General features: G+C 43.6%; 10 protein-coding genes and 1 pseudogene. 2 read left to right on the top strand and 9 right to left on the bottom strand.

What is annotated here, in order from left to right; all coding sequences use genetic code 11:
• Positions 1-46 precede the first annotated feature (46 nt).
• The 5 genes and pseudogenes from DWZ47_RS01680 to DWZ47_RS01660 all read right to left on the bottom strand — a co-directional run bounded on the left by DWZ47_RS01680 (position 47) and on the right by DWZ47_RS01660 (position 10,241).
• A complete protein-coding gene (locus DWZ47_RS01680; RefSeq protein WP_117512237.1) occupies positions 47-1,756 on the bottom strand; it encodes a cellulase family glycosylhydrolase in 1,710 nt (569 codons plus the stop codon).
• 10 nt (positions 1,757-1,766) lie between these two features.
• A complete protein-coding gene (locus tag DWZ47_RS01675) occupies positions 1,767-3,566 on the bottom strand; it encodes a hypothetical protein (protein WP_229097354.1) in 1,800 nt (599 codons plus the stop codon).
• A gap of 12 nt (positions 3,567-3,578) precedes the next feature.
• Positions 3,579-5,312 carry a RagB/SusD family nutrient uptake outer membrane protein gene (locus DWZ47_RS01670; RefSeq protein WP_117512160.1) on the bottom strand — a complete coding sequence of 578 codons (1,734 nt, stop codon included), beginning with the start codon at positions 5,310-5,312 and terminating at the stop codon, positions 3,579-3,581.
• 29 nt (positions 5,313-5,341) lie between these two features.
• On the bottom strand, positions 5,342-8,434 hold the full coding sequence (locus tag DWZ47_RS01665) for a SusC/RagA family TonB-linked outer membrane protein (protein ID WP_374938661.1): 3,093 nt from the start codon (positions 8,432-8,434) through the stop codon (positions 5,342-5,344).
• 241 nt (positions 8,435-8,675) lie between these two features.
• A pseudogene (locus tag DWZ47_RS01660) lies at positions 8,676-10,241 on the bottom strand (glycoside hydrolase family 43 protein).
• Between the two features lie 238 nt (positions 10,242-10,479).
• Between DWZ47_RS01660 and DWZ47_RS01655 the strand changes: the two are divergent.
• The gene (locus DWZ47_RS01655; protein ID WP_117512158.1) at positions 10,480-12,840 is read left to right on the top strand and encodes a glycoside hydrolase family 3 protein; all 2,361 of its coding nucleotides are present in this window, start codon (positions 10,480-10,482) and stop codon (positions 12,838-12,840) included.
• Between the two features lie 180 nt (positions 12,841-13,020).
• Here DWZ47_RS01655 and DWZ47_RS01650 read toward each other — a convergent pair whose 3' ends face one another.
• Positions 13,021-13,365, bottom strand: coding sequence for a hypothetical protein (locus tag DWZ47_RS01650; RefSeq protein WP_117512157.1), 345 nt, complete (start codon positions 13,363-13,365; stop codon positions 13,021-13,023).
• Positions 13,366-14,129: 764 nt separating this feature from the next.
• Here DWZ47_RS01650 and DWZ47_RS01645 point away from each other — a divergent pair.
• Positions 14,130-14,792: an HU family DNA-binding protein gene (locus DWZ47_RS01645; RefSeq protein WP_117512156.1), complete on the top strand. Its 663-nt coding sequence runs from the start codon at positions 14,130-14,132 to the stop codon at positions 14,790-14,792.
• A 104-nt stretch (positions 14,793-14,896) separates the two neighbouring features.
• Here DWZ47_RS01645 and DWZ47_RS01640 read toward each other — a convergent pair whose 3' ends face one another.
• From DWZ47_RS01640 to DWZ47_RS01630, 3 genes are all read right to left on the bottom strand, one after another.
• Positions 14,897-17,239 (bottom strand): hypothetical protein, encoded by a 2,343-nt coding sequence (locus DWZ47_RS01640; RefSeq protein WP_117512155.1) that lies wholly within the window; start codon positions 17,237-17,239, stop codon positions 14,897-14,899.
• Between the two features lie 94 nt (positions 17,240-17,333).
• Positions 17,334-19,301 (bottom strand): hypothetical protein, encoded by a 1,968-nt coding sequence (locus DWZ47_RS01635; protein WP_004323994.1) that lies wholly within the window; start codon positions 19,299-19,301, stop codon positions 17,334-17,336.
• A gap of 19 nt (positions 19,302-19,320) precedes the next feature.
• Positions 19,321-20,589: a DUF4861 domain-containing protein gene (locus tag DWZ47_RS01630; RefSeq protein ID WP_117512154.1), complete on the bottom strand. Its 1,269-nt coding sequence runs from the start codon at positions 20,587-20,589 to the stop codon at positions 19,321-19,323.
• Positions 20,590-20,610: the final 21 nt, after the last annotated feature.

Genomic DNA, 20,610 nt, shown 5'->3' with positions numbered 1-20,610 from the left:
GGTTTATTGATACTCAATAGAAACAACAGAGCAACTCTAATCCAGACTATTCTGTCGCGAGTCCCTCTATCAGACCGTTATACTCCAAATTGTCATAAATGTCCAACGTATTGCGATTCAAAACACCGTCCCCACGATCCCAATAGAATGGAACCAGTCCATGAGCACGCGCCTGGCGTACTACACATCTGTCGAACGCCGCACGCGACAAGTCATGTCCTCTTTGGGCTTTTTCATCCGACAATTGACGACGGATAGCCGCAAACTCACCGATGAGTACCGGAATATTCTGTTCTACAAACCGGGTCTTCAGCTTCTGAAATTGAGCTTTCATGTATTCCTCTCCGCCAATATTGTCCCAACGACCTTCGTAATTGCCAACAGCATACCCGCGATTCTCTTCTCCCCAGAAATAGAAAGCCTTTCCCCAACTCTCGTCTTTCTCCATTCCGCAGAATTGCCACGAACTGTAATAATGCACTTCAACAATCATACGCCCTTCCGTCGGGTCTTCGGGTAACCGGTCCATCCATTGGATAGTCTTGTCAATATCCGTAGCAGGTCCCTGTACTATGAGATTACGATACACATTTTTCCCTCCCGTAGCGCGAACAGCATCTACAAATGTCTGTTCATACTGTAGCAGTACTGCCATATCATCGGCATCCTCAACATTCGGTTCGTTGCAGCCAGCAAAAATCAGACGCTCGTCACAATTTCTAAAGAAAGTGGCAATCTGCTGCCACAAAGCCCGTTGCTTTTGGTCTACAGCTTTATTATAGCCGTTTGGAATATCATTCTCCAACCACCCACCATCCCAATGGATATTAAGAATAACATACAGTTCGTTATCCACACAATAGTCTACTACTTCTTTCACACGGTTGAGCCACGACGCCTGTATCTCATAGCTTCCATCACTTGCCAGATAATCATTCCAAGCACAAGGAATGCGTACCGCACTAAATCCAAGTTCCTTTATTTTGGTAATCATGGCTTTGGTAGTAGCCGGATTTCCCCAAGCGGTTTCTCCACCGGTAGCTTCCAGCGAATTACCCAGATTCCATCCAATCGCAATTTCTTTCATCAATTCCATCGCATTCTTCTCCACGCCTGTCATATCTGCTTCCGGTATCGAAGAAACATTTTGAATCACGGTAACCGATTCTATAAGGTCATTCAGCATGAATGTGATGACGGCTGTACGAACTTCATTACCAACGTTGGGATCGGCGGTAAATGTCTCCACCTTTTCAGTCAGAGCACGTGAGGAGTTATGATGAAGCCATCCGGCATCGATCGTTATCTCATAATCTCCGGATGCCTGCATCTTAATAGAAAAGTTTTCTCCTTCACCGGCAACTGTCACTTCGTGTGTTTCCCCCACTAAAAGGTCACTAGCAAGCTGATTCACCTGTACCACCTCATTCATTTCACTTCCTGTCACCTTAATCGTAGTCGAACGGGATTCCGTATCAGGATTAGCAGTTACACTAACCAAATACTTGCCAGTCTTTTTTGAGTCCGATTCCTGCCGGGTGATGCTGCACCACTCCGGCGAATCCGACACTACTTCATAAGACACATTTGATTGTATATAGAGTAAAGTCTCGCTTCCACTCTTACCGAAAGTCAGTTCTTGCTTTGAGACTGTGATGAAAGGAGTTCCCGCTACTTCATCTTCTGTACAGGAAATAAGCAAAACACCTGCCAAACAGAAAATATAATAAGTCCAAAGGCTACAAATCTTATTCATACTCATTCAATTACAAGATTCTTAAAGTATCTATAGTAACGTTCACTTTATCCGGTTCTGCAATGTCACTGAACATATCAATGATATCAATCACAAATACGATTACACCGTTATATGCCGCTTCTGGTTTAATGTTGATAGTATAAGTACCGTTGCCTTTCACTTTTACATCACTCGTGCCCGAATAACTAGGCCACCAACCACTTGCCGTACACATCAGACCTGCATTATATTCCTTGGTGGCCGCATCGCCACTCAGTCCGCTAATAGTGAAAGTCAGTTCCATTGAATAGTCGAACACAATGCTTGCCGGATCAACCGGAGATGCAGACGCTGTCTGACCATATTGATTGTACAGTTCGATACGGAAATTATTCTTATCGTTCTCCAGATGTCCCCACACCAATTTATTGTTGTCAACAGTAATAGTGGTTGCCTCCGGTTCTGTGCTTCCCCCGGCATTGGGCACAAAATGATAAGCCTGGTATTCATCCTTTTCAGAGCTGCGTGCACCAAGCCACATACCCATCACCGATCCTCCTACACTCTCAATACTTAAGATACGGAGTTGGTTGTTAGCATCAGCTCCAAACATAATATCACCACCTCCGATGTGATAGGCAGGCAAAGGTGAGCTGAAGGTGTAAACACCTTTTTTATCCAAACTGTAGGTTCCATCCGAAGAAGTACCATCGGGCAAAATAAGGGAATATGTCATCGTACTTGAATTCAAAGTCAAAGCAAGTTTCTCCAATCCGCTGACCGGAGCTGCCCAATCAGGATAGTTACCGGCCGTAAAGTTATTCATCAGGCTACCATCCAGATTTGCCCAGTCGAACGGAACATCAGGCGACATCGTCCATTTGATCTCGGTGGTCACGACTTCTGATACCATGTCTTCCCATCCGTCAGGCAATGCCGGTTCCGGATCGGGTTTATCTTCAGGCACATAATTGTCGGCATATTCTTTCGAAACAAAGTTCCATATCAACCACCAGGGTCCTTCACTATTGTCACGCATCACCCCGATTCTCAGATGATTTTCATCCAGTTCGAGCAACTTCAGATTCCGGTTCCAATTCGTACTTCTGTCCGACCATGAAGGCGTGTGCAACAGTTCACAGTCAGTAAACGTGATGGTATGATCGTCCACATTGAGCATAAATGTACCTACGGTTGTGCTCTGTGAAGAAGAATTATAAACTGTCACATTCGCTCCGCCAGTCAGACCGAAAGTCATCGTACTCTCCCAGATGGCATCATCTCCCGAATGACCGACGCCCGGATCCCAGTTGGCACTCCAGTTGTTCCACTCTACGGTCGTGCTCGGATCAGCATAAGTCACTTCACCCGCAGCAAAGCCATACGAGCCGTTATCGAAAATCCAAACCTTCTCATTGTTGACTCCTCCCGACAAATAAGTCCATAAAGCATCATTCACAAATTCAGCACAGAAGCTGTCGATGGAAAACTTTGCCGCGGGACCATACACAATTCCGGCTCGTGTCTGTACACCGAACTTCACGCTATACTCTCCCTCAAACGGCATCTGCAACTTAACTTCCGCACTCTGACTCCGTCCTTGCGGATGTTCCCAACATACCTGATAATTTGAAGGCATCAGACTTTTCAGATAAACAATATTCGGATTCACCGCATCATGCGTGATCGAAAAAGCAATTCCTTCAGCCAGATCATCCGAAACGATATCTTGGCTTCCCAATTCATAAGTTTCGGGAGTACATGCCGACAACAATGTGACAAGCGTTGCCAGCAATGCTATATATAACTTTGATACAATCTTATTCATAACTTCCATTTTTTAATACCAACCTACGTTCTGTTTCAAAACGCCATTCGAAAGTGTAATCTGATTATTCGGAATCTGAGAAAAACCTCGCTTACCGGTAATATTCGAAGCTGTAATGCTTACATCCTCAGGATTTCCCCCGCTGACAACCGACGTAGTGCCTGCAATCTGCGAAGCGGCATAATCCACACCCTGACGCAGCAGATCCCAGTAACGCTGTCCCTCAAAAGCAAACTCCAGCATACGCTCCTTTATTATATTTTCTTTTGTGACCGCAACTTCCCGATAATCACCTGAAACCGACAAGTTTCCCTTACCATCATTCACCGTATAAGCACGCTGGCGTACCTGATTGAGATATGCCTGTGCATTCGGACTTCCTAATTCAGCAGCCATCAACAACACATCAGCATAGCGCATCACAATGAAATCCTGATATTGTGAAATCTGGAAATCGCCTTTGCCTAAACCGGAAACTTCATCAACAAGCGACCATGCACCGGACTTTTCATCTTTGACCCATTTCGACATCGGAGTATATTTCTTTACCGTATATCCGGTGTATTCACGTTGGTCAGCATATGATTTTGCATATTCCGAATCATCGGCGATACCTTCACTATCCAGATTGATGATAGAAGCTTCACGACGTGCATCACCTGCACCATAGACAGTCCACATTTTGGGATTGACCGTACATCCCCCCCATCCTTTTCCGTAAGGAGCATGATTCAAATAACTACGTATTCCCATATAGACCAGCCAGCGGTTTCCATCATTATTTCCGTCATAATCTTGAGTATAATTAAATTTCTGTGCCAATACCACCTCCTTATTACCTTTTCCGGCATAGGTTATAGTCTGTGTATAATCACCTGTCGCCGCATTTCGGCTCCATGAAGTGGAAGCAGCCGGCCACAAGTTTTTGAATTCTTCAACTAGCCCGTAACCTTCAGTTTCCGCTACAGAGATAAAATCTTCCAATCCCTGCAATACCGAAGCTTTGGTGACACCTTCTACCTGCGGTTCTTTGCCGTAATAGCCTGTATAAAACAAGTAAACGCGAGCTAACAGCGCTTCAGCAGCAAACTTGGTTATATGACCGTCGTTCGAAGCAGCTGCACTTTTAGGGTATGCACCTGTCGGAATATTATCCGCAGCAAACTTAAGATCGCTGAAGATAAGATTGTACACCTCTTCCGGGTTGGCCTGTGCACGGTTCTCGTTCACAGGTTCAGTGAATAAGGGAATATTTTCCCAAAGGCGGACCATATCGAAATAACACAAGGCACGTAAGGCACGACATTCACCCATATAAGTATTTCTCGTCTGGTCACTTGTCCAAGATATCTGACCTTCATGCGCCAGAAGTTCATTGCATCGATACACTGCCGCATAATAGTTGGTCCACTCCGTTTCCAGCAAGTTCATATCGGAAGGAGATTGCGTGGCATCGAAGCGATCTATCACCTGATAGTTACGGGCGTCAGTATTTCCCATACCGGCAAAGCACTCGTCCGCCATGATTTGCGAAGCAAAATAAAAAGCACATGCCTGACTCGACGTAGTACACTGCCAGCCATCATAACACCCTATCAATGCTCGCCACGCATCACTCTCAGTCCGGTAGAAGTTACCGGTAGTAGATTCTCTCTTTGATTCCACATCCAGAAAGCCTGCCGTACATCCCGTAAGTGACATCACGGCTAGTCCTATTCCCACTATATATAATTTCATATTATGCATATTCTCTGTTTTTTTTAAGGTTATATAAATTAGAACTTCAGATTGACACCAGCGAGGAATGTACGCGGACGAGGATAATACCCCAGGTCGATACCCGATACCCAGTCGGAGGTTCCGTAACCAATTTCAGGATCCATGCCATCATATTTGGTGAAAGTAAACGCATTCTGTACCTGAATATACAAACGGGCCTGACTGATAGCTTTGAGTTTAATCAGCTTGGCAAAGTCGTAACCCAAGGTAATGTTACTAATACGCAGGTAATCACCATCTTGCAGATAAAGATCAGAGAACTGCCAGTTGATATTAGTATCCGTCACACGAGGCATCCGGTTAGAGGTTCCTTCTCCAGTCCAGCGGTTCAGGATGGCAGTCGTATAGTTAGCCTTACTATTGGCATGATTACGGTACGATTGTACAATCTGATTGCCAGCGGCTCCATAAGCAACCAATGAGAAATCAAAGTTCTTGTAGTTAAATCCGACATTGAATCCGTAGGTAAAATCGGGAGTGCCATTGCCCAAATCCACCTTATCATTATCGTCGATAATTCCATCCTGATTCTGGTCTACGTAGATAACGTCACCCGCTTGTGCGTCGGCCTGCAGGATGCCATGCTTCCCATCGGCATTCCAGTTAGCAATCTGTTCTTTATTCTGAAAGATACCGGCAGTTTCGTATCCCCAGAAGTAACCGATAGCATGACCATTCTGTGCACGGTAGAACTCCGGTGTATTATCATACAACATATTGATTTTGCCGTGAATGATACCATCTTCAGTAGGAATATTCCCTACCTTATTCTTGTTATATGCACCGTTCACACCAATATTATAATTGAAATCTTTACCTGCTTGGTCATTCCAGGTTAAAGCCAGTTCAAAACCTGTATTCTTCACATCGCCGCCGTTGATAAAAGGTGCACCCGTTCCTGCCGTAGCCAGAATAGGAGCTTCCACCAGCCAATCTTTAGTTGTCTTGATATAGAAATCGGCGGTCAGACTCAAACGGCTTTTTAAAAAACGTGCATCAATACCTATATTGGTCTGTTCCGAGGTTTCCCAAGTTACGTTCTCATTGGCCAGACGGCTAGGATATGCCCCCCAGTAACCGGACTGTGCCGGAGCACCATCGGTTGTTCCGAAGATGTAATGGGTATTGGAAGAGGTGATAGGAGCCGTATACTGGTAATTATCAATGTTCTGATTGCCGACTTGCCCCCAACTTGCACGCAACTTCAGATAATCAAGCCAATTCTGAGTATTCTGCATGAACTTTTCATTTGAGAGGGTCCATCCCGCAGATATAGATGGAAATACACCATAACGGTTGCCACGTGCAAACTTCGATGAGCCATCAGCACGCAAGGTAGCATTCAGCATATAGGTTTCCTTCCAGTTCCATCCGAAACGTCCAAAGTAAGAAACAGAGCGACTTTCATCATGCGGATATCCATCGACAGACATCCCGTCATCGGCGCTCGAAGCTGTACCATTACCTACATAGGCATGATCCCAATCGTCAAAGCCTTCTCTCAATGCTCCGGTTTTGGCCTGCAGATAAGTACCAGAATAGCGATATACTTCCATTCCGACTAAAGCATTGAATGCATGTTTGCCGCATGTCCAGTCATAAGCAGCCGTATTAGTCCAGGTCATTCCTAAAGAATGATTCATATTTTGGGTGGCTGATGTACGGGTCGTATTATAAGTATAAATTGAGAATTGATAAAGCGGATTGAAACTACGGTATTCCGAAGAACCGTACACTGCTCCGAATACGCTTCTCAACTTCAAGTTCCTGACTGGTTGCAGTTCGGCATATACATTGCCGGAGAATGTTGCCGTCTTGTTCTCGTTGTTGCTGTTGGTCATCATTGAACCATAAGGATTGCCGTCACCGTTATACCAATCGGAGTTCGATGTATCGTTATAAGAAGAATCATAAGCATTGTTATCGCTATAGATTGGAGCAAGCGGCGAAGTGGCAAATGCACCGCGCAAAGTATTGTTATATTGGTCGGATACTGAAATGCCATTGTTCATTTTGTAGACGAAGCTGACCTGCTCGCCCACTTTCAGCAAATCCGAATCCTTGAATATCTTATGCTCGGAATTGATGCGGAAGTTGTAACGTTCATAGTTCGAAACGTCCTTACCGCCCACTACCCCTTCCTGACTCATATACCCCAACGATAAGGCATAAGTGGAAGTCTGCGAACCTCCGGTGATACCCAATGTATAACTCTGCGTTCTGGCATTATCTTTAAACATCGAGTCTATCCAGTCCGTGTCGTGTACATTCCCATTAGCATCATAAATACTCCGAAATGAACTCCAATCATAAGGCGCATTTCCGGAATTAACTGCCTGCTCGTCCATAATGGTCATGTATTCCTTCGCGTTCAGCATATTTATCTTACGTGCCACAGTCTGCACACCGTAATAGGCATCAAAGGAAATTTGCGCCTTTCCTTCCTTGCCCGATTTTGTGGTAATCAACACTACACCATTGGCTGCCTGCGCACCATAAATAGCTGCCGAAGCTGCATCCTTTAATATATCAATACTTTCTATATCAGCAGGATTCAAAGTGGAAATATCGCCGCCCACACCATCAATAAGATACAGCGGACTGGAATTTCCGACAGTACCCAGACCACGAATACTGACTTTCATGTCCGAACCCGGCTGACCGGAAGTGGAAGAGATGTTCACTCCAGGTGTCTGTCCTTGCATACCTTGCAAAGGGCTATTGGTGTTCATCTTGGCAAGACTCTCACCCTTCACCTGTACCGTTGCACCGGTTACCAGTTTCTTTTTCTGCACACCATAACCCACCACCACTACTTCATCAAGGATTTCGGTATCTTCCTTTAATATTACATTGAGCGATTTCTGACCCGTCACAACGATTTCCTGCGTAACGTACCCTATATAAGAGAAGACTAAAGTCTGGCCGGATACCACATTCAGCTTGAAATTTCCGTCCATATCGGTTATCGTTCCATTGGCTGTCTCCTTCACCAAGACACTGACCCCCACCAGAGGCAACTCATCAGTAGCCGAGGTAACTACACCACTGACAGTTGAAGTTTGTGAAGGAGCAGCCTTCACAGCCATTATCGGCAAACATAATAGAATGATTACCGAAAAGCTAAAGAGATGCACAAATGTGCATTTTCTAAAAAAGTGTTTACTCATGGTTATTGTTTAATAGTTAATTTAAAAACATATTGTTTTCTACACTACAAAATTATATATTCAGCATATAACTTCGCTTCTGTAATGTTATTCATATAGGGAGCGTTTTGGAAACGATGGGGTGAATTTGTTTTATAAAGGGGATTCATTTGTTTTCTCCCTAGTTTCCTTTATACTTAAAGCACTCAAAATCAGCATACATCTTTGATTCTTTAGAAGCTGATACAGCATAAAGTCCCAAGACGACTCCGGTAAACCCACCTGCTGTTTCAGTGCTTAGATAACGAGTATTCATCTTACCCAAATCATGATATATTCCATTCACTTTATAACCGAAATAATAGTAATCGATATCCGACTTCACCACCAGTTCCACTTCACCACTGGTTGGCAAGGAAACCTCTTTGGCATAATGAGTAATCTCTCCCAGTTTATACCGCAAACCAACAGAACGTTTCTGATCCTTATCCTGACGGACAAATAAATCATAGTGAGAATGAAACTCCATAAAAACGGAAAGTCCCGCTTCATCATTTACTCCCGCTTTCTGCAAGACTACTGGAGCGGATGCTTCCATATCAAAGTGTTCCTGTCGCAAGGCGACAAAGGTAGGACTTTTCCAGTCACTTAGCGTAACTGGAGTTGCTATCAAACGAAGTTTGCCATCTTTGGTAAAAGTATAATTCTTTGCTTCCGGATTTTGCAAATGAATCCATTCGGGAGAAAGTTTTCCTTCTTTAAAGTCTATCCGTTCCGGTCTGCCTTTCATTTCCTGTTGAGGCAGAGTGGTTACATCCATCTCCAAAGAAATAGTTCCGTTGGCATTGACCACAGGCCAGGCAGCCTTATCCCAACGCACCGGAGCCAGATACGTTTCACGTCCCAATGTATGATGAGTTCCCGGCATAATTCTGTATGCCAGGCACACCATCCACCAAGAACCATCGGTGCCTTCCACTAGGTCAGCATGCCCTGTTCCCTGAATCGGACTGGATTGTCCCGACTCATTGGCATGGGTCAGAATAGGATTTGCCGGATTTCCCTGATAAGGACCGTCTATGTAACGACTGCGGGCAATGGTTACTTTATGTCCCAATTCCGTACCGCCCTCTGAAATCAGCAGATAGTACCAGCCGTCTTTCTTATAAATGTGTGGACCTTCGGCATATCTGCCTCCGGTACCGTTCCATATTCATTTGGAAGAAGAAAGCTGTTTGCCTGTCATGGGGTCAATCTCACACAGGTTGATGTATCCATCCGGATTACTGACCATAAAACATTTGCCATCTTCAAAATAAAGCGAAGGATCGATGCCTCCTTGTTCGAGCCAGACAGGTTCCGACCATTCACTACGGGGATCAGTAGTATGTACCAGGAAATTCCCCTTACCGGAAACGTTAGTCGTAATCATGTAAAACACTCCATCATTGTAACGAATGGTAGGAGCAAAAATACCGCTTCCCGAATTGGCATTAGTCAGATCAAGCTGGGACGGACGAGTCAGACAGTTTCCTATCTGCTCCCAATGCACAAGGTCTTTACTATGAAACAAAGGCACTCCGGGGAAATATTGAAAGCTGCTGTTGACTAAATAATAATCATCCCCTGCCTTGCAAACACTTGGATCGGGATGGAAACCGGGAATTACAGGATTACTGTAACCTTGAGCCGATGATTTGCATACAAAACAAAGCGAGATGAAAATAAGAAATAAAGCGTTTCGCATATTATATAATTTAAGAGTTAAACATCTTTTGCCGGCCGACGATACAAAAGTAGATGTTTTTCCCCAAGAAGACATGGTATTTCGTTCACACCCAGTCTGCCAAATGTTTTACCCATACGCACAAAATGTATCTTATTGGGGCATCATATGTATTCAATTGCATTTCGCCCTTTCGAGTGACTGCAAATCTTTCTACATTTGTGGTAGATTTTAAGTCTCACTCTAAAAATATCAACTCATGAAAAGCATTAAGAAAATGGTATTAGTATCAGCCTTTGCCGGTACCTGCCTTACAACTCACGCGCAGGCTACCCCTCCCGCCATCCCAGCCGATCCGGCTATTGAAGCTAACATCTGGAAATGGCTTCAAAAAATGACTCTCGAACAGAAGATCGGTCAGATGTGTGAAATCACCATTGATGTGGTGTCTGACCTTGAAACCAGCCGTGAGAAAGGATTCTGTCTAAGCGAGACGATGCTCGACACGGTTATCGGTAAATATAAGGTAGGCTCACTACTGAATGTCCCTCTGGGAGTAGCACAGAAAAAGGAGAAGTGGGCGGAAGCCATCAAGCAGATACAGGAGAAATCAATGAAAGAAATCGGTATCCCGTGCATCTATGGAGTAGACCAGATTCATGGAACGACCTACACGCTGGACGGAACGATGTTTCCGCAAGGCATCAACATGGGAGCCACTTTCAACCGGGAACTGACAAGGAAAAGTGCCGAAATATCTGCCTATGAAACCAAAGCAGGATGCATCCCCTGGACGTTTGCCCCCGTTGTCGATTTAGGTCGCGACCCGCGCTGGGCACGTATGTGGGAGAACTATGGAGAAGATTGTTATGTAAATGCAGAAATGGGCGTGTCGGCCGTAAAGGGATTTCAGGGAGAAGATCCGAACCGCATCGGAGCATACCATGTAGCTGCCTGTATGAAGCATTATATGGGTTACGGTGTACCCGTTTCCGGGAAAGACCGTACTCCTTCTTCCATCTCACGCAGCGATATGCGTGAAAAACACTTCGCTCCTTTCCTGGCGGCCGTGCGTCATGGTGCATTGAGCGTGATGGTGAATTCTGGCGTTGACAACGGCCTGCCTTTTCATGCCAACCGTGAATTACTGACCGAATGGCTGAAAGAAGACTTGAACTGGGACGGTCTGATTGTAACAGACTGGGCGGACATAAACAATCTCTGCACACGGGATCATATTGCTGCCACCAAGAAAGAAGCTATCAAGATTGCCATCAATGCCGGAATCGACATGTCAATGGTTCCTTACGAAGTGAGTTTCTGCGATTATCTGAAAGAGTTGGTTGAAGAAGGAGAAGTATCTATGGAACGCATCGACGATGCAGTAGCCCGTGTGTTGCGTTTGAAATATCGTCTGGGATTATTCGACAATCCGTATTGGGACATTAAGAAGTATGACAAGTTCGGTTCTAAGGAATTTGCGGCCGTTGCCCTCCAGGCTGCCGAAGAATCGGAAGTGTTATTGAAGAATGACGCACATACCCTGCCGATAGCGAAAGGCAAAAAGATTCTGCTGACCGGGCCGAACGCAAACTCCATGCGTTGCCTGAATGGCGGATGGTCGTATAGCTGGCAGGGACACGTTGCCGATGATTACACGCAGGCATATCATACAATCTACGAGGCTTTGTGTGAGAAATACGGAAAAGAGAATATTATCTACGAACCGGGAGTCACCTATGCTCCTTACAAAAACGATAACTGGTGGGAAGAAAACAAACCGGAAATTGAAAAACCGGTAGCAGCGGCAGCACAGGCAGATATTATCATCGCCTGCATTGGCGAAAACTCTTATTGCGAAACTCCCGGCAACCTGACGGATCTTACCTTATCGGAAAATCAGCGCAATCTGGTTAAGGCTCTGGCCGCTACGGGTAAACCTATCGTTTTGGTTCTGAACCAGGGACGTCCGCGTATTATCAATGACATAGAGCCTTTGGCAAAAGCTGTCGTCAACATCATGCTGCCAAGCAATTACGGTGGCGATGCACTTGCTAACTTATTGGCCGGTGATGCCAACTTCAGTGGAAAAATGCCGTTTACTTATCCCCGCCTAATCAACGCTTTGGCGACTTATGACTACAAGCCTTGTGAAAATATGGGGCAAATGGGAGGTAACTACAATTATGATTCGGTGATGGATATTCAATGGCCGTTCGGCTTCGGATTAAGCTATACCAATTATAAATATAATAACCTAAAAGTAAACAAACCGACTTTCAATGCCGATGATGAACTGATATTCACGATTGATGTAACCAATACGGGCAAAGTTGCCGGAAAAGAAAGTGTGTTGTTATTCTCTAAAGATCTGGTGGCAAGCAGTACACCGGACAATATCCGCCTGCGGAACTTTGAAAAGATCTCTTTGAAACCGGGAGAAACAAAGACTGTTACGTTGAAACTAAAAGGAAGCGATTTGGCATTTGTCGGGTATGACGGTAAATGGAGACTAGAAAAAGGAGATTTCAAGATCAAATGCGGTGACCAATGGATTGATATTGTATGCGATCAGACGAAAGTGTGGAATACTCCGAATAAAAATACTCTTCGCAAATAAGCTTCTTCTCATATATAAAAAATCACTTTTCTCTATCACCTATCACCAACGGCAATCAAATACCTTATTCATCGAGGTTTCCGGCGGTGATAGGTTGTTTTTCAACCTATCACCACATCTGTCACCTATCACCGCAAAAGCACTACTTTCATCACATTTTTGCAAAGACAACCTGAATAACTATGACTTAGAGAGCCATTTTTTTCTTTTCTTCACAGGAGCCATCACCAATTTAGTATGCAGTTCTTTGATTTCACATAAATCGAACTTTTCCTGTATATACACATACATGATGACCAAATGGATAAGTTCTTTATTCGGACATGAGAATTCATCTTTAGACAGCCCGTCTATCACTATATTCAATAAACAGAGAGAACACTGCAATTCAGCTTTTGACAATTGGTCTACGCTTTCAATATTTGCAAAGCTAGGCCAGTTTTCTTTCATAAAACTAAGCTTGTCGACGGAGCGTTCTAAATCGTGCTTCATCAGGCAGGAACAGGAACAAGTAAGGTCACTCATAACTATCATTTTTTAATTATGTGTTCCCGTTTGCCAATAAAAAGGCGCGGAAACTATTACTGTACTATCCCCTAGAAGGCTCTGGTAAGCCCGTAATCGAATAATAAGCAATAGCTCCACGCCCGTTGGGGTATATAACAAATATATATACGACATGGACGTGGAGACCAGTTACTTATTATCTGCGATTACCAAATTTACCAGATTTTCTAAGGCAGATAATAAAAACACTTTCTCCAATTCAAAAGTAAACGTATCTTCTCTCTGAAGACACGCTACAAATATAACTATATTTTTCAGACAATGCCACTGTTATCACAGTAAAATAGTTTAATTCTCCCTTGCCCTATATCTATCAAATAGAACAAGGCATATAAATACCTACAACAAGTAGGAATACTTTGCTTTTCTCCCTGATATAGTTTATCTTTGCTACCGATATAGTTACTTCGTCACAGCCGTGACGAATTCCTCCCACGGCCGTGGAAAGATCCTACCACAGCCATGAAGAGATCTCACCACGGCCGTGGGAGATTAATGATAAAGGCACTGTAAAGCAACTATACCTACACTTTAATCCAAGAATAAAGGCAGGACACTTATATAAAGCCGCTTGATAACAAACAAACAACAGCTATATAACAACAAATCCCCCCTAAGTCCAAAGATTGATTAGTTTTACAACAAAGAAAAACAACGCCCTTATAGGACTAACAACAGCAAATTATAAATACGTAGTCATATAAGGCAAAAACAAGTAAATAATGGCAATACAATTTGAATTGTACAAGACTCCCCGTCCCAAAGATGAGGAAAGCAAGGAAGTGTATCACGCACGTGTAATCAACTTCCAACACATTGACACAGACTATCTAGCCAAAGAAATCCAGATAGCCACTTCTCTAACTGAAGGGGATGTAAAGTCTGTTCTCGAATCTCTAAGTCATTTTATGGGGGATCGTCTTCGGGAAGGACAAAGCGTCCATCTGGATGGCATCGGTTATTTCCAGATAAAGCTGAATAGTCAAGAGCCTATCACTTCGCCCAAACTAAAAGCGAATCAGATAAAACTCAAAGCCAACATCAGCTTTAAAGCGGATGCCAAACTGAAAAGGTCAGTCAGTGTTGTTCATGTGGAGCGAAGTAAACTGAAACCCCATTCGGCTGTCCTTTCAAATGACGAGATAGACAAATTGCTGACAAACTACTTCAAGAGCAACCCTGTATTAACCCGTCGCGACTTTCAAGGATTGTGTGGCTTTACCCCTACCACTGCCGCACGGCAAATCAAACGGCTGAAAGAGGAGGAGAAGAAGTTGAAGAATATCAATACTTATTATAATCCGATTTATGTGCCGATGCTGGGATATTACGGTAAGGCGGAAATAAACACGAATCAAGAATACAATATAGAAAAGGAAAATTAAAAGGAGCGAGCATTCAGTTGTTGCAAAATTTGCAACAACTGAATGCTCTTACTATTTCTACCTAACTGATCCAGAAATTGCACAAATTGGTTATTATCCCCGTTTCATTCATTCCTTTCCACTTTCCAATTTCCTTCCTTTGTTATTTCAATCTTCAAATTATTCTTATTGGCAAGAGTAATCCAAACATTACTTTGATGAGTAGCATCCGTTTGAGCAGAAATAGCTTTCACTATGTCTTCAGCTTTCCATAAAGCAGTGTGAGGAACAATAATAGTTACGAACGTAACAGCAGAACCGGGGATTACCTTTTGTTTGGCAAAAGTTGTAACAGGCTTGACTGTATACTCCTGTTGTTGCGCTCCAAAATGACGCCCCTTCTGTTCCTCAAAGTAAACTAATAGTTGATTTGTTTCAATATCTTTCCCCGAACGATCTTTCCACTTTTTATTCTCTCCTGTGGAATTGAACCAATTCTTACCGCTTTTATCCAACGAATAAAGTTGCCATAAACTGCCGGCGGTATAACCTTCCGTTCCTGCCCCAGGCAATAAATGATCCTGTATAACAAGTATTCCTTCTTTTGTGAGCACCATATTCCGTTGTAGGACAGATCCATCCACACATTGGTCATCCAACACAATTCGTCCATAAGAATCTCCCTCCCGCGTTTCTGCCATAGCTTCTCTTACTGTGTTCGGATTAAACAATGTTCCTACTTTCTCGTGAATATATTCCTCACCCGGATGAGAAACCTTATTATAGGCGCGTATCATAAAATCTAATACCGATTTCTTCGCTCCGCTTTTTGCCGTATGCTTCCAATCACAACCAATATACCGATAATCATTCAGACTAAAATCTGCGGCTACATCCAGATTCACAAAACAGACATTCTTGTCCGGAAGAACAACTTTCACAGCTTTTCCTTCTTTACCCAAGTCAACCAAAGTCACGTTTTTACTCCAGTTCTCTAACGTGCTACAGTCATGCAGCAACCTGTTTCCTGCCTTTCCAATCAACCGGACATTCTTAATATAAATCTCTTCACCCGGTTCTCCCTGAAAGCGGAATGTCATCTTTCTCATCCCCCGCATTGCAGTATCACCGGAAATCTCCGTAGACTGACTGAAATCAACACAATCTGTAAACCAGCTATTAGTGAACAACCGGCTGCCCTTCTCATCAAACGGGAATCCACTCCCGTTCTCTTTCATCAGAACGACAGTATTGCCATGACGCACATCGGTAGCATGCCTCTGTACACCATGAAACAGAGGGTTATCATCCACTTCAAAGTAATTAATCGTACCACGCAGATTTGGATGCTGATGAGTGCCGGATGCATACAAGTCACTCATTATAAACGGGGTTCCCGCTTCAGAAGAGGCTCGCAATAGCAGCTGGTCGGGTATATCCGTTTTTCCCTTCCGGTTTGTACGGGTGGTGACCAGAGAAGTACGAACAGGAGAATCTGATTTTTCAAAAAAGGTAGGCAACAGGGCTACCTCTGCAAGAGCAGCCCAATCACAGGCCTGCCGAAGATTCCATCCCGGTTTGAAGTACTTAATATCTAAATTAGGGTATCCGATAGTAAATAACTTCCAGGCAGCTTTTCGAAAAGAAGCATCACCGGTCAGGCGTGCCATCTTTTCAAATACCAGTATCCAGTTGTTATAGGCAAAGAAATAATCATCTCCATATTCGGGCATATAACCGCTGGGAGCCTGTTGGTCACGATAGCGTTCGAACCACCGTCTTATTTCCGGAGTCTTCAACAACGCCACTTTATCACTCTCAATGGCAATATTGATGATGTCATTCAAATGAATGGAAGCATAGAGAGTCGCAGTTTCATCTACGTCTTTATTACGATACCAAAAGTGCCACATCTTATCAACATACTCTTTCCAATGGGAAACGCCCGGAGCATCGGGGAACAAATTACACATCCGTACAAACCCCAATGCACGTTCCTGTCCCTGATTATTATCAATTACAAAATCAGGATCAAAGTGAAGATCGGCAAAACGAATCATCACTTCATCAGCTCCCATTGGCAGACGGTCATTGTCCTGCAATATTTCATAGGCCAGCGCCAAGTTCTGCAATGCAAAGAAATCATCCTTGCCGTGCATCAGTTTCTCATTTTTCTTCCATTCACGAATGGCATTCCCAAACACCTGCTCTGACATATCCAGGTAACGCTTCTCGTGCGTTGCCTTATAGAAAACAGCAGATGCCGACATCAGATTAGTCACCCAACGGACATTTTTAGCCCTTATTTCTTTTACGATCCGTTCCTCACTGTATTTCTGCGTCAGCAAATCAAAAGCTGCAGAAGCCTTAGGGAGAAAATCCGCCCGGCATAACTCCTGTGCATAAACATTACATACCAGCAATAATCCGATAAGCAAAAAACAAGATTTCAGTTTCATAGCCTTCATAGCCGATCTATTAATTATTCACGAATTTATAAACTCTCCATTCCGAAAGACCGCACACAGCAAAGATGTCCGTGCAGCAAAGAATAGATTAAAACTATTCTAACTGTAAGTTTTCTGTTCCTGTTGCCGTATGGAATTGCACACTATTACTACCCGCCTTTTGTTGCATATAATCACTTTTGGATATGTATTCAGTATTTAAATCCACAGCCTTGCCGTTGACCTTATATTGTCCGTTATATGACATTTCCGGTGAAAAGAAAGTCAGCTCCAATACATCCCCTTGAATATTGGTGTAAGATATGGACGGGGTATCACTCGTTTCATAGTCAGCAGAAAGCTGAAGTTTTACTTTTGCAGCAATGTCACCGGCAAACTTTTTCAATTCAGCATCCATATCACCTTGAGCATCTTTGTATCGTTCAGTAATCTCTGTTGTTTCCAACACCCAAGAGCCCCTACGGCGGTTAACATCTTTAAGCGTCAGTATATGGTGATCTTTGATACCATACTTATTATCTTGCAAGCCGAAATCCCAGTCTTCAGGAGTAGCAAAGGCAAACATCATCGAACCGGTATGGCATAACACCCACCGCATACCATTAATTTCTCTAATCATTTTCGTTTTAATCCCTTTACGAGTGAAAGGCACATACATCTGATAGAACTTAGGTTGGTCCATATAATCCTCCGCCACATTATACACCCCGATAGCACTTCTTTCATACCCTAACACCCTGTGATAAGGATTTTCCCCATATCCCGGTTTATTTGATACCGTCTGATAGCTTTGCGGACGTTCGGGATTATCATGGCACACACTGAATACGGAGGCTTCAGACAGATCAGACTGCCACACCAAATGCAGATTTTTAGTTTCCTTAAAAGCATAAGTATACTGGAAACCTTTCAACTTATTAGAAAAAGCCTCTATCGTTTGTGTGGATAAGCCATAGTTTTTACTTTGATACGTATATCTGCAACAAAAATGATCGTCGTTTATACGCAAAGCCTCAAAATGATAGGGGTATTGCTTACCGGCATTGAGCGACTGAAGGTAAGGGAGAGGTTTGACATTACGTTGGTAAGCCATCCAGAAATTGAAACAGGCAAAATTATCTTTACCGGCATCCAAACGAATCTTACGCTCATTCTGTCCTCCGTAAAACAGCCAGGCCAACTGCCCAATCTGCACGTCTACACTCAAATTTCCGGTACATAAATTCGCCCAGCCTTTACAACGGGAAGGATTGGCACAATAAAGTCCCTGATTCCAAGGTAACAGCAGCTGTGCCACCATGTGTTGATAAATCGTCGCAGCGGTTTTTCGAATTTCTTCATCCCGGCTAAATTCTGCAAGCATCCTCACATACTGAAGATTTATTCCCAAATAAGTAAAAGCGTCGGCTTCAGGGCAGTTGTCTGTGAAGAAAGATTTCAAGGTTTTCAGTATTCTGCCATGCAAATAGCTTTTTAGCTGGGAAGAAGTTTGCCCGTCCGCATCCACAAAATCAGACCATTCTTCAGCACAAAGGAAACCACTTGCCTGTCGCATCATCCTCATATTCAGCGTACCTTTATCAGTTGCATACTTCCCTAATTTCATGAAATCCTTTATCTTCTTCTGCAACTGTTCCGACATCCGGGTCTTCGTAAGCATATATCCATGCATAGTAGCATGCACAAAGAACTCCAAATCGGAATCTGAATGATAAACCTCATCGATATGTTCCAACTGATATTGATAGATTTCAATCAGTTTGGCCGTTGCTTCCGCCGTTTCATGATTACTCCACAGTCTGGCATAATAGAACGGAGCCAGATACTTGATACTGTAACCTTTACCCGGAGACACCCGGAGCATACAGTCGATAAGCGACTTTCCCCTTTCTTCATAAGTAGTCCCCCGCATAAAAGGACCAGCCTCTTCTACCTGCCCTTCCTCCGGAGTTGAAGGCAAAGGCTGATTACTGTTTTCCCTGGCATCGCTATCATTACAAGCCGAAGTGCAGAAGAACAACAACAGAGAGAGAACTATATATTGAAAAACTTTCGGTTTCATCTATTCTTTTATTATCAGGTTAATTAATATGTATACTAACAGGATGATTTAAATAATCGGCATACGTATCGACCAGACGAATAAATTCCTCACGTTTAGAGAAATCATCCACTCCTAGTTCCCAGCCGGCATACACCTGATAACGATATCCATTATTACCCGGTTTCAGTTTGGCACACCATGTTTTAAGAATTCCGTTTCCTTCATCGGGTGCATGGAACGTTTCCACTAATTGATCCTTAGGGATTAGCAATGCCATACCCAATTCGTAATCCTTATTCACCGTCTGTTTATCATGTGTAATCATGGAAACCCATTTTCCTGCATACTGCTTCTCTACAAATTCCTTCGTATTGTTATTGGCAACAAGTCCTGTTACCAATACCGCATTCTCCGGAAGCGGCGAAGTACGTATTTCTTCCTCATATCCGTTTTTACCTGCCCAGATAGTGACCGTTTCATGAACATCGACTTTTGTTCCCAACACATCCCATCTCGTAAAATCCAACCGGAAGACGGAACGTACAGGTCCTTCCGCTATCACCTCAAAATGAGAAGAATCAATGATGTCCACTGTATCTTTTTGCTCCACTCCCATCCGCAACAGCGTATCCTGCAACTGGATAGCAATTCCTCCCAGTCCGAAAGAATTCGCCACACTTAAAATATCACATCCCCATTCTCTCAACACCTGATAGGTATTGTCAGGATATCCATCTGCACGGAGACCTACCGTATCAAGTACCATTTCAGAAACTCTCTTACCAAATAAATCGCGACAGTTCCTACCGTCAAAATAATGGCGGAATCCCACTTTGTCATTCTCCCATGCCGGTCCATCCATCTGATAAGGATAATTGACCGAACGGGGCAGATTCTGCTTTCCATGCGTATCGGAGGATAATTCTTCCACCTGTCCCGGAGAAGTCATCTTCCCATAGCGGATATTGGTACGTCGTTCAAAAACCGGATAATCGGCAGCCGACATCCAGTCCAGCGACAGCTCTACCGTTTCATGACCGCCCAAGGTATATACAAAAGCCAGCTCATCCCATAAACCATCCTGATCCATATCGTCCACCTGACAAGGAATATATGTTCCATCCGCTTTCTTCACCACAGGAAGTAATTCGTCTCCAACTGCCCTCAACTCCATACGCGAAAGTCTGAAGCTTTCATCCACACGCTCTTCATTTATAGGATTCTTCAACACAATAGAGGTAGAGGGCTTCTCCTTGCAAGAAGAAAGAACGAACACCAACGCCCATAAAAAATATATTATTCTCATTTTATTTCTGTTATTTTAGAC

This window comes from Bacteroides sp. AF32-8BH (assembly GCF_003435205.1).
Classification (GTDB): Bacteria; Bacteroidota; Bacteroidia; order Bacteroidales; family Bacteroidaceae; genus Bacteroides; species Bacteroides ovatus.
The sequence above is the reverse complement of the archived record's forward strand: the minus strand, read 5'-3'. Positions and strand labels throughout refer to the sequence as shown.

Excerpts from the sequence above, each read along its gene's own strand:
- DWZ47_RS01680 (WP_117512237.1), bottom strand. The coding sequence starts at position 1,756 with ATGAATAAGATTTGTAGCCTTTGGACTTATTATATTTTCTGTTTGGCA.
- DWZ47_RS01650 (WP_117512157.1), bottom strand. The coding sequence starts at position 13,365 with ATGAGTGACCTTACTTGTTCCTGTTCCTGCCTGATGAAGCACGATTTA.
- DWZ47_RS01670 (WP_117512160.1), bottom strand. The coding sequence starts at position 5,312 with ATGCATAATATGAAATTATATATAGTGGGAATAGGACTAGCCGTGATG.
- DWZ47_RS01675 (WP_229097354.1), bottom strand. The coding sequence starts at position 3,566 with ATGAATAAGATTGTATCAAAGTTATATATAGCATTGCTGGCAACGCTT.
- DWZ47_RS01655 (WP_117512158.1), top strand. The coding sequence starts at position 10,480 with ATGAAAAGCATTAAGAAAATGGTATTAGTATCAGCCTTTGCCGGTACC.
- DWZ47_RS01665 (WP_374938661.1), bottom strand. The coding sequence starts at position 8,434 with ATGGCTGTGAAGGCTGCTCCTTCACAAACTTCAACTGTCAGTGGTGTA.
- DWZ47_RS01630 (WP_117512154.1), bottom strand. The coding sequence starts at position 20,589 with ATGAGAATAATATATTTTTTATGGGCGTTGGTGTTCGTTCTTTCTTCT.
- DWZ47_RS01640 (WP_117512155.1), bottom strand. The coding sequence starts at position 17,239 with ATGAAGGCTATGAAACTGAAATCTTGTTTTTTGCTTATCGGATTATTG.
- DWZ47_RS01635 (WP_004323994.1), bottom strand. The coding sequence starts at position 19,301 with ATGAAACCGAAAGTTTTTCAATATATAGTTCTCTCTCTGTTGTTGTTC.
- DWZ47_RS01645 (WP_117512156.1), top strand. The coding sequence starts at position 14,130 with ATGGCAATACAATTTGAATTGTACAAGACTCCCCGTCCCAAAGATGAG.